Origin of the sequence: Halomonas sp. NO4, assembly GCF_010994375.1 — a bacterium.
GTDB lineage: Bacteria > Pseudomonadota > Gammaproteobacteria > Pseudomonadales > Halomonadaceae > Halomonas.
The window spans coordinates 1-10,761 of record NZ_WHMA01000059.1; the positions used below are offsets into that span (position 1 = coordinate 1).

The 10,761-nt window shown below is 58.0% G+C and carries 11 protein-coding genes; 8 read left to right on the forward strand and 3 right to left on the reverse strand.

All coding sequences use genetic code 11. The annotated features are described in order from the left end of the window. The first annotated feature begins 227 nt into the window (after window positions 1–227). The 3 genes from FEF15_RS18560 (at window position 228) to FEF15_RS18570 (ending at window position 4,259) form a co-directional block, all read left to right on the forward strand. The gene (locus FEF15_RS18560; protein WP_163560856.1) at window positions 228–2,054 is read left to right on the forward strand and encodes an AAA family ATPase; all 1,827 of its coding nucleotides are present in this window, start codon (window positions 228–230) and stop codon (window positions 2,052–2,054) included. Window positions 2,055–2,387: 333 nt separating this feature from the next. Further along, window positions 2,388–3,047 carry a hypothetical protein gene (locus tag FEF15_RS18565; protein ID WP_163560858.1) on the forward strand — a complete coding sequence of 220 codons (660 nt, stop codon included), beginning with the start codon at window positions 2,388–2,390 and terminating at the stop codon, window positions 3,045–3,047. A 375-nt stretch (window positions 3,048–3,422) separates the two neighbouring features. Continuing rightward, entirely contained in the window at window positions 3,423–4,259 is an 837-nt protein-coding gene (locus tag FEF15_RS18570; RefSeq protein ID WP_205598591.1) for a DUF3800 domain-containing protein, read from the forward strand. Between the two features lie 166 nt (window positions 4,260–4,425). On the opposite strand, the gene FEF15_RS18575 is transcribed toward FEF15_RS18570, so the two are convergent. After that, complete coding sequence (locus FEF15_RS18575; RefSeq protein ID WP_163560861.1) at window positions 4,426–4,800, reverse strand: histone-like nucleoid-structuring protein, MvaT/MvaU family; 375 nt, start codon at window positions 4,798–4,800, stop codon at window positions 4,426–4,428. Window positions 4,801–5,036: 236 nt separating this feature from the next. Between FEF15_RS18575 and FEF15_RS18580 the strand changes: the two genes are divergently transcribed. From FEF15_RS18580 to FEF15_RS18600, 5 genes are read left to right on the forward strand one after another with little or no spacing between them, the layout of a single operon-like run. Then, window positions 5,037–5,471, forward strand: a complete 435-nt coding sequence (locus tag FEF15_RS18580) for a TIGR03757 family integrating conjugative element protein (RefSeq protein ID WP_163560863.1) — start codon at window positions 5,037–5,039, stop codon at window positions 5,469–5,471. Then, on the forward strand, window positions 5,468–6,418 hold the full coding sequence (locus FEF15_RS18585) for a TIGR03756 family integrating conjugative element protein (RefSeq protein ID WP_163560865.1): 951 nt from the start codon (window positions 5,468–5,470) through the stop codon (window positions 6,416–6,418). Before FEF15_RS18580 ends, FEF15_RS18585 begins: the two co-directional genes overlap by 4 nt. Window positions 6,419–6,446: 28 nt before the next feature. Then, window positions 6,447–7,910, forward strand: coding sequence for an integrating conjugative element protein (locus FEF15_RS18590; RefSeq protein ID WP_240454241.1), 1,464 nt, complete (start codon window positions 6,447–6,449; stop codon window positions 7,908–7,910). After that, the gene (locus FEF15_RS18595; RefSeq protein WP_163560867.1) at window positions 7,910–8,290 is read left to right on the forward strand and encodes a hypothetical protein; all 381 of its coding nucleotides are present in this window, start codon (window positions 7,910–7,912) and stop codon (window positions 8,288–8,290) included. The genes FEF15_RS18590 and FEF15_RS18595 overlap by 1 nt, the downstream gene beginning before the upstream one ends. Next, window positions 8,290–9,834 (forward strand): conjugal transfer protein TraG N-terminal domain-containing protein, encoded by a 1,545-nt coding sequence (locus FEF15_RS18600; RefSeq protein ID WP_163560869.1) that lies wholly within the window; start codon window positions 8,290–8,292, stop codon window positions 9,832–9,834. Before FEF15_RS18595 ends, FEF15_RS18600 begins: the two co-directional genes overlap by 1 nt. Before the next feature lie 46 nt (window positions 9,835–9,880). Here FEF15_RS18600 and FEF15_RS18605 read toward each other — a convergent pair whose 3' ends face one another. Both FEF15_RS18605 and FEF15_RS18610 read right to left on the reverse strand, forming a co-directional pair. Continuing rightward, entirely contained in the window at window positions 9,881–10,267 is a 387-nt protein-coding gene (locus FEF15_RS18605) for a hypothetical protein (protein ID WP_163560871.1), read from the reverse strand. Between the two features lie 66 nt (window positions 10,268–10,333). Continuing rightward, on the reverse strand, window positions 10,334–10,648 hold the full coding sequence (locus FEF15_RS18610; RefSeq protein ID WP_163560873.1) for a transcriptional regulator: 315 nt from the start codon (window positions 10,646–10,648) through the stop codon (window positions 10,334–10,336). Between the last annotated feature and the right edge of the window lie 113 nt (window positions 10,649–10,761).

Below are 10,761 nucleotides of genomic sequence, written 5' to 3' on the forward strand. Positions count from 1 at the left end.
CAACCCCACCGGTGCGCTCCGCGCTATATCAGGTCTTTCTGAACTTCCGCTCCTGGCCGAGTGAGGAATTTTAGTCAATACTGATGTGATGGCTGAGGCAGTTGACGACCCATAAGTGCCGAATACTACACGAAGTTCTAATGGCGGCTTTCACAGATAGTTTCTGACTCGCACATTGGCCTTATTGCATATATATTGAAGCTAGTTGTTGAAATTGGAGAAGGCTTATGAGGTTAGAGGAATTTTGTGTCTCGAATTATCGGAACATCATTGATTCCGGATGGATCAAGACAACCGACGTCACGGCGTTCGTCGGACAGAACGAAGCGGGTAAAAGTAACATTTTTGAGGCGCTGTATTGTCTGCACTCCTTCGTTGAGACCCAGTACAACCCAGACGAGGACTGGCCGGTTGACGACTGGAAGGGCAAAAAGAATGCCAATGGAAAGACGGTATCCCAAGCCTACTTTGAGTTTGATGAAGGTGAAGCCGAATCCTTGTTTGAGTTTGCGACGGAAGTACAAACCGATGAAGACGGCAGTGAGCTTGAGCCCGAGATCGCCACGCCACCAGATGGGCTTCGTCTATTTGCTCGTCGCAGCTATGGATATCTTACCGGTTTCGGCTTGCACGACAGAGAGGGCAACGCGATTGCAGCCGCAGATTTGGGCCTTTCCAAAGACAAAGTATCGGAATGGGCCAGTGAACACGTTCCGCGCTTTGTGCTCATTCAGGACTACGAATTCTCCGGGGCGCAGGTTGAGCTGAACGAGCTAAAGAACCGTTTAGACACGGCGGGCAGCAAGCGCCATGAACTCTCAACCGACGATCAGACGATCCTGATTGTGCTCGATCTTGCGGAGATCGATCTCGATGACTTCGTTGAGAAAGGTAGCAGCGCCGAGGGTCGGACACTGCGCCAGTTCGATAAGCGTGCGGCGTCTGCCTACCTAACTCAACAATTTCAGAAATTGTGGAAGCAGAAGAAGGTCAAATTCGATATCGATGTAGATGGCCCAACACTCAACATCTTCGCTGAGGATGAGGCGATCGGCTTTCCGGTTCGCCTGAATCGGCGCTCAACAGGGTTTCGTTGGTACGTCTCTTTCGCGTGGAAGTTCACGCATGCCTCCGAGGGTGACTTTGAGAATTGCACGCTCTTACTGGAAGAGCCAGGCATCCACCTTCACTACAGCGGCCAACGCGACCTTTTGGGTGTGTTTGAAGACCTATCAGAAACCAACACGGTGATGTATACCACCCACCTGTCTTCGATGGTCGACCAAGCGAATCCAGAGCGGGTGCGCATCATCGAAACCGACAGCGGCCACCATCTGCGGGTTACGCATGGCGTAGTGAGCAGTCAGTCGGCTCCAATGGCGGTTATCGAAAGTGCTCTCGGTCTCACCCCCGACCTTTCAGGTATGCTTGGTAACCGTAAGGTTCTGATTGTCGAGGGAGGAACCGATGCGCTGATCTTGAGCAAACTATCGGGGTTGCTGACCAAAAGCGACAGAGTTGGAATGTCCGATCATATATATATGTGGCCCGCGCAGACTTCAACTAAAGCTCCGATGTATGCGGCGTTCGCGATCGGCCAACTGTGGGATGCCGGAGTGTTGCTCGACGCCGATGAAGCTGGCCACCAGGCACACAAGAAGATCAAAGATATGAATCTGAAAGACTACGCCGATCAGACTGGCCACGAGTTTCGGGTGTTGATGCTTGACAAAGCAGCCGGCGTGAAGAAAACCGACGTCGCGATCGAAGACCTGTTTCCGAGCGAATGGTTTCTCGAGTGCGTGAACCGCGCTTACGGCCTGGCGCTCAGGCTGGAAGACCTTCCCGAAGATGGCTCGACCCTGATTGCCAAGCGCGTCGAGATCGCCATGAAGCAGCGCCAGGGACAAGAGCTCAAGAAGAAGAATGTACTCGTGGAGATGCTGAAGGAATTCGACAGCTGGACGTCGATCAGTGACCTACCAACAGGCACCGCCGACAATGCCGAACATTTGTTCAAGAAGATCAATTCTGCATTTGGGGTGGAGAGCTAGACTGACTTTTGAGTTGCGATGCAAGCAGCAAAGCGGCCATTTACCTAGGCCTCATGGACGGCGGCTCCTGGCCGAAAGCAAATCTGTACAACAAAGCAATATACACATAACAAGCGGCATCTTGCCGGACTGGTTTTCCGCTGCGCTCCAAACCAGCCGCAAATGCGGGCGTTACATGAGGATTCTCCGATTAGCCGCTCCTGGCCGATAGCGATGATTGACATAGCCGTCGCTGACTTCTACATGACCTTGGATAGATGGAACCGGCGCGTGGAGTTAAATCTTGGCGGCATGTTGGCTTATTAATATTGTCTTTCGAGAGGGTGAAGGTGCATGGAAAAATATTTGTATGGAAAGAATGCTATTCTGAGGAGGCTAATAGAAGGGGATGTAGGATTTAGGTTCAGTGAACTAGCATATTATGCCAGCATGGAGAATGGCAATATGCGTGATTATGAAATGTATAAAACCTTTGTAGTCGACAAGAATTTAAGCAGCATACACATTAACAACATTCCTATACCATCTGAAGTAATGACCCAGGATCCTGTGATAGAGGTTCCAACGCAATATTGCTATTGCCTTTGCCTCAGTCATCGTAAAGACAGTTCAGAGCTATATGAAAAGTTCAAAGCTGATGTTTGTGTTGAGGTTAAGGCTGATGCTTTAGTTGAATGCTTGATAGAGTTTTTCAAACAGCATAAGAATCTAAAAGGAGTTAAGGTTATGGCTAGGAGCGTCACGTATTATAGAGACGGTGGTTGGCCGATAACTACAGATCCAGTCGATCTCGTGTTCCATAAGCATGAACGATTTGCTCATGAGAGTGAGTTTCGAATTGCACTGTTTTGTCCGATGGACAAACCAGGTTTCAAAGCAGAAACCGGAGAATTCTTCCCCTTTCGCAATGATGACGATCCGCAGCATATATCGCTTTCGATTCCTGACAGGGAATTTACCAAGCAATTCATTGGTGAGGTTTATACACCATAGCGAAGTCTGTCACTCCTATTCGTATCGGCCAAGCAAGGAGTAATCATGAGTTATCGATGTAAGATAATTACGATCCACTCCAGTCCTATCGGCGGCCCGGGCGCCATAGAACCAAAAGAGAAACCTTTTGCGGCTGATACAAGCTCATTATGGTAGGGCTACTATGATGAGTGTTGCTCCAACAAGGCCATGCAGCAGACGTGCGAACGCGTGCGGCTTATGGCTTGCACCATATTAGCAATGACTATACGTCTGCTTCTGGCCGAATCGAGTACTTCAGACTATGCTGATGGGGCATCTGCGGCAGTTGACGCCCCACCGCGGATTTTTCAGCAAATACTGCCGGCACGATAATACACTATTATATGGATAATTATGCGTTGGTATGCTGATAACTCGGAGTTGAATGGTGTTCGGGGGTCTACTATCCCAGACATTCTTATGTTTGGTGGTATTGTGGTAAACCAAAATGATGAAGCCAGTTTGCGACAAGTTATTGAAAATGTTAAGGCCAAGTATGGTCACTCCCGTGCTCCTGTGAAATGGAACTTTAAGGATCTTCGAGCGCTATATAAAAAGCAGGGATTAGATACTCTTTATGAGAGCCTGCTTAAGACTTCAAAGGCCTGGAGATCAGAAATCGACAGAGAATCTTTAGCATTCGATTACCGAATAGTCGTTTCAGTAATTGAGGGCCATAGCGTCGTGAAAAAAACTCTCACTGGTTGCAAGCCGAACCTAGTGCGTTACGCATTTAGTAATGGGCTTATGCGATTCGCATTACATGTCCAGGATGAGCGACCAAACTATGCTCAAGTGATTCTCGATTGGCCGGACCGAGGTGATTCTAAACCATTTGACCTGGAATACAGAGCTGCTTATAACGAAGGAAAAACAGGCGAGAGGCATGTTGTTTATCACGCAGGCCCCCTAAATGCCCTTGGATTCGACGACTGTGCAGCTTATGTCAATATGCACCATTCCACTTTGCTTCAGTTTGCAGATATAGTCCTAGGCGCCAATCGGGAAGTCATTGAATGCGCCATTGGCAAGAAATCCTCTGGGTTTGGGGTAGATTTCTGCAAGGAAATAAGAGCTAAATATCGGGGGTATCCTGCCAGCATCGTGGGTAGAGGGATAAGCCTTGCAAGTGGCAGGCATGACTTTAGAAAGGAAATTCGCGATTTTGTTGATCGGGAGTTATCCATTTAACAAGAAATGGCATTCTTGTGCCTTCGGCTCCAGTGCTTATGACGTTATATCAGCTTATACTGAAAGTCAGCTCTTGGCCGAAACCGGCCATTCAGTTAATACTTCCTTCTCTCCTATGCTATGATCCAGCGCAGCAAGGCTGCGCTGGATTCATCCTACCTTGTGTTCAGGCTTCAGTCCTGACCAGCCACTCTTCCACGGTCTCTGCGCCATACTCATCCTTCCACGCCTTCAGCGTCTTCTGGTTGCCACCGCGGGTTTCGACGACTTCGCCGGTGTTCGGGTTCTTGTAGATCTTCAGCTTGCGCTTGGCGCGGCCGGTGCTCTTGGTGCTGCTGGAGGTCTTGTCGGCGGTCGGTGTCGGGTCCAGCAGCTTGATTACGTCGGCGGCAGACTTGTCGAATTCGCGCATCAGAGTCTCGAGGTGGTTCTTGAAGTCCAGCTCGGCCTTGAGGCGGTCATCGTTCTTTAGCTTTTCGAGCTCTTCCTGGAGCTGCTTGAGCTGCTGTTCTTTCTGCATGTAGGTGTTGAGAATGGACATGAGCTTCCTCGTGGTGGGTGAGTGTTGAGGAGTATTATGGTGGCAGCTTTGGTTTGAATCAATGTTATTGGTCAGGTAAGCGAAGATGATTCCGGCCATGAGTCAGCTGATCCGTTCACTGTGCTTCTTATAGCTGCCCCAGAAAACATCTCACGTCCGAATTAACATTTCCTGATGCCGCTTCATGCGAGCTCGGTAATGCTGTGCCAGTTCCTTGTTCTACTGGAGTGGCAAGCATGGAGAGACACCACCCACGCGGCTGGCAGGCTGCTTTCGGGCTATCTGCCTGCCTGGCAGGCTCCGCACTTGCTGAGTCGACCGTCGAAGTCTTCACCACCGCCGGAGAGCCGGTCATCAATGTGCCGTCTGGCATGGCGGTTATCGAGCTCGATGCGCCTGGGCGTTTGGATGCTGCGCTGTCGCAAGATCTGCCCACAGACCCTGACGTCGCTGAGGGCCTTATGCGCGAGCGCATGGCGACGCCGGAGTGGCAGGAAACTGTCGACCGCTATGCCGATAGCTATCTCGGGCTGGCCCGAGCCTGGCAGCTCGGTGTCGAGAAAGTCCCCGCCGTGGTAATCGATGGTCGCCATGTGATTTACGGCCAGCCGGACGTCGAGCAGGCATTGAACGAAGCCGATCGCCTGCTGAGTCAGGAGAGCCACCCATGATGCGCTCCAGGACCTTGGGCGCTCTGTTGATTGGCGCTGTGCTGAGCCTGGGCGTAATTGAGAAGCCCGCCCAGGCGCTGACCACGCCGCAGATTGTCGCCTCGTCGCTCTCCACTCAGTGCCTGGACTACCAGGTCATCGGTATCTGTGTCTGGCTCAACTGCTCCTGGTCGGGCTGCTCGATCCGCACCTCAGTCCAAGTGCGTCACTTCATCCCAGAGCTCGTGGTCTCCAGCTACGAGAACACCGGCGATAACCCCTGGTGGGAGGTAGCGACGCTGTCGCCGCCTCTGGGAGAGGCGCTGGCCGGTGGGCAGAGCACGTCCGATGCCAACCGGGCTCGGCACGAGCATCTGCGCTTCAAGAACGTGGACGCCATCGGCCACCCAGCCGGCGGTGCCTTCAGCAGCTTCGCCAGCGCCTTCGGCATGACCTGCGCTGGGGCAGCGACGCCCTTCCAGCCCTACCACCTCTCGACCCTGGATGCCCTGGCGTGGCGCAGCGGGATTCCCGAGTCGCTCTACCCAGAGGCCCTGACGCCCGGCATGCGTGAGCTGGGCCAGCCCGGTGACCTGTGGGGCAATATCTACCCGCGCAGCGGCTTCCTGACTCAGGTGCATGACTACAAGACGGCGGCAACCACTGTCCAGCGCTCCGCCGATATCGTCACCCGCACCGGGCAGCCCCACGTCTACACGCCGCTGGTCGCCTCCAGCCGCGACGGCTACTGGCCGCCGGGGCCGGTCAAGGAGGGTGATGCCTCGACCCATCGCTGGCAGCGCCTGACGCCCAACATGAGCAAATCCTGCCGGGTGTGGCCGGACCGCGGCGTGACCGAAACCTACTCCGACCGCCTGGACGCTGGCGGTGACTATGCCTGGTCGCTGTGGCGCCCCTATCGCTGCTGCCAGCGCCGCGGGCAGACCCTGCTCTACGCAGTCCCCTGAAGGAGGGAGGACGATGAAAGGATCTCGCATGAGACGGTTCACCCTCACGCCGCTGGCCGGCGCCCTGATCATGGGGCTGTTCGCTACCCAGGCCCAGGCTCAGTCGGCCGATGCGCTCTACTACCAGATCGGCGGCGCCTCACCGTTCAGCGTCTCTGCCGGTCGGGGCTACAACCCCAATAGCCGAGGACTCGGCATCAGCTGGAACATGAATGCCACCTGCGGCAACTTCGATATCGGCGCGACGGTCTCCAACCAGCTCAACGGCGTCACCAACGGCTTCCAGAACCTGATGGGGACGGTGGTCCAGAACGCTCAAAGTGCAGTGGCCTCGCTGCCCGCCATGGTGATCCAGCGTGCCAACCCGGGGCTCTATGACCTCTTGAGCAACGGCGTGCTGCAGGGGCGAGTCGACTTCGACCGGGCTTCCATGTCCTGCCGCCAGATGTCCGAGCGCATGGCTGACATGGTCACCGGGCAGGGGTGGCAGCAGATGGCCGCGGCCGAGAGCTGGCAGAGCGCGGCCCAGTCCAACGCCGATGTCGTCGCGGCCCAGGAGCAGGTCGACCAGTCTGGCGGCAACCAGGGCGTGACCTGGGTGGGCGGCCAGCGTCGCGGAGGCAGCGGCCAGGAGCCGATTCGTGTGGTCGAGGACACCGCACGCGCCGGCTACAACCTGCTGCACGGCCGTAGCGATACCACCAGCACGGCACCCATCGCCGGAGGCGGTGGCGGCTGGGGATCGGTGGCCACCAACGATGGCACCTGGATCGGTGGCGGTGGGCTGGCTGGGGCTTCCGGCGGAAGCGGTTCCGGCGGCTCAGGGTCAGGCAGTGGGTCAGGGAGCTGTCTGGGCGGCATGTGCACGGTCTGGCAGAGCCCGGAAGAGGCCGCCGAATGGACTCAGACGGTGATCGGCGAGCAGTCGATTCGCACCTGCGACGGCTGCGAGCGCAGCGAGACTCAGGCCGGCAGTGGTCTGGTGCGCGAGCTGGAGCGTGAGCAGCAGGAGGTCTATGGGCTGCTTCTGGGGCTGGTCGACGGCAGCGAGCCGCTGACCCCGGAGAACCTGCGCCAGGTCTCCGCCGGCGACGGCCTGACCGTCTCCCGCGGGGTGATCGAGTCGCTGCGCAGCGACCCCGAGGCCTCGCTGCTGATCCACCGCCTGAGCAGCGAGATGGCCCTGGCCAGGACGCTGACCAAGGCGCTGTGGGCGCGCCGGCTGCTGCTGGCCGGCAGCAGCGACCCGGGCATCGCCGACAACGAGCAGGGCATGTCGGCACTGGATCGCAAGCTAGTAGCCCTGGATCGGGATATCGAGTCGCTGCGCTCCGAGATGGAGATCCGCCAGGCGTTGGGCAACAGCGCCGCTGGCATCGCCCTGGAGCGAGCCGCTCGGCGCAGCCAGGGAGCGTCACAGGGCGAGACCTTCCGGCCGGATGCGGCTCTGGATGGTCGTGGCCGTCCTGCCGGCGAGGAGGGTAGCGACTGATGGCTCGACGCGCTTTCTCCTGGGTGAGCCCCGGTCGCTGGCCATCGCTGCTGGTCGCCATCGCGGTGCTGATCGCCATGTTCCTGCTCAGCGGGATCATTCTGGTGATCAGCGTGCGGCTGCTGGGTGGGCTCGAGGCCCACCATGACGCCTGGCGAGCTGCCTGGCCGTGGCTGCTGGCCTGGCGGCTGAGCCTCTACGCCGCGCTGGCCCTAGTCTGGTGGCGCAAGGTGCGCCCCCGGGCGGTGGCGCGGCTGCGCCGAGATCATGACGACGGGCGGCAAGCACTCGCCAAGCTCCGCCGGCTCGAGCTGATGGCCCTGGGCATCCTGGTCCTGCTGGAAGTCACCAACCTGATCAACCAGCTGGGAGGTGCCTGATGGGAGGCTTGCTTACCGCGCCGCTGGTGGTGTTCGACTACTTCGCCAACGCCATGACGCTGCTGGGCTGGATCATCAACAACGCCATCTGGAACGTCATGGTCGGCACCGGCATCGCCGCGGTGCCGTTCATTACCCTGGTGCTCTCCGAGTGGTTCAAGGCCCGGCAGGAGGGCGACGAGGCGGGCACCAAGGGCATCCTCACGGTCAACCGCATCGAGACCCGGCTCTATGCCATGATCCTGGCCTACGCCTTCACCTGCCTGCCGCTGCTGCAGGTCCAGCTGGCCACCGCCGATGTCGACGAGAGCCGGTCGCTGGAGTGCGGCACCCGCCAGTTCGCCTCCGGCGGCTGGTCCGAGGGGGCGTTCGGGGCGACCGAGAACTCCATCGGTGGCCAGCAGGCCAGGATGCCGCTGTGGTGGGCGGGGGTGCATGCGGTATCCCACGGGGTCACCGCGGCGGCGATCCACGCGATCCCCTGCTCGACGGACTTCGAGTCGATCCGCATGGAGCTGGATCTGCACACTATCGAAGATCCGGGGCTGCAACAGGAAGTAGGGGAGTTTCAGCGCCAGTGCTTTGGCCCGGCGCGAAACCGGCTGCTGCAGGAGGGTGGTGCCATCGAGGCGACACGTGCCATGGACGTGGACTGGATCGGCTCCGACTACTTCCAGACCACGCCGGGCTACTACGACAGCTTCTACGCGGGACGGCCCATCGCCGGTTTCCCCTACGATGCCGACCGTGACGTCTCCCGACCCAACACTGGCCCCGGCCTGCCCGGCTATCCCTCCTGCCAGGAGTGGTGGTCAGCGGAGAACGTAGGGCTGCGGTCCCGGCTGCATGACGAGGTGAGCACAGGATTCTGGGATGACTTCCGCAGCGTCTTCACCAGCAGCGAGGCCGAGGACTACGTGATCCGGCGCCTGGTCAGCCCCCGCTCGGGTGCGGCCAGCGGCAACCTCGATCAGGCCGTGGTGGGCTTTCGCGGCCTGGATGGCGGCAGCAGCTTCTGGGATGCCACCGTCACAGCCGGCTCCGCCATTGGCGGCACCCTGTCGATCCTGCCCTTCCAGGCCGGCATGGACATGCTCAAGCAGGCGCTGCCGATGGTGCAGGGCATCCTGGTGATGGCCATCATCATCTGCCTGCCGTTCGTCATGGTCATCTCCAGCTACAACTTGAAGGTCGCCGGCATGGCCACCTTCGGGCTCTTCGCAATGTGGTTCCTGACCTTCTGGTGGGAGCTCGCTCGCTGGATCAATTCGAACCTGGTGGATCTGCTCTACCGCAGCGACGCCGCCAAGCTCAGCTGGCTCTCCGCCGCCAATAACCTCTACGACCGCATGGTGCTGCAGTTCGTGGAGGGGATGATGTTTCTGGTGCTGCCGACGTTATGGGTAGGAGTGCTGAGTTGGGCTGGGATGCGGATTGGTAGCACAATCGGTCAGAGTGTTTCTCGGGGCTCTGAAGATGCTCAAGGAGCGGGCAGGTCAGGGGGTAGTAAAGCACAATCAACCGCCTCGGGAGGGAAGCTGTAGCGGTACCTTGGCCGATGAATCCTTGCAGAGCCATCATGTGATGGCTCTACACTTCATCATCCATACGCCAGCCACCGTAGTAATACCCGTACCCAGCATGGCCGTCCCTCCAGCCGTTCTGTCTTTCTACTTGATCTTCTTTCTCTTCAGAATCCGCAGCCTGCAGCACCCCTTGGGCCACGCCACCGGCCACCATGGCCGCACCCCCGGCTACCTTCCTCGCGCCACGAGAAATCCGCCGCCATCCTTCCTGGGTGGTTGCGGTCTGTGCGGTGGACTTGGCCGCATCTGCGGTGGAGTCGCGCAGTACGCGCAGCGCCTCCGTGGTACTCGCCCGGGTGTGCCAGCCATCAGACCAGCCGTCCTGCTGATCCTGGCGATGTGCCTGCTTGCCAGCTGCGACGGCTCGGGCCAGAAGTGATTTCAGGGCCATGGGCTTCCCTTCCTGGATACATCAGATCTCTAGCATAGACCCAGTATGGGGGAAGCTCCACTGGGGTCAGCTGAGGGATGCGAGATGCTCGATGGTTTCCGGGTATTTCTGAACCAGCCGGATCAGAGTCTTGGCCTGGGCGTTGGGCTTGGCGCGGCCCTGCTCCCAGTTCTCCAGCGTCCTGGGGTTGGTGCGGAGATACATGGCGAATACCGGGCGGGACATATTGAGCCGCTCCCGTAGCTTGATGAGCTCCCTGGCTGTGACGTCGGGAACCTCCTCCAGCTTGACGGAGTGGGAGCGCAGCGTGCGCTTGCCTTGGCGCTTATCTGCCAGTGCATCGAAGCCCTCGATGAGCTCGTCAAAGATGTTGCGGCCCATGGTCATGTCCTCGTAGTGACACCATCAAATCATACGCAGTTTGCGTGCACTTTTGTCAATGGCCATCAGAAGTGACCCACCAGCGGTCAACAAAATTGACCCACCCGTGATCG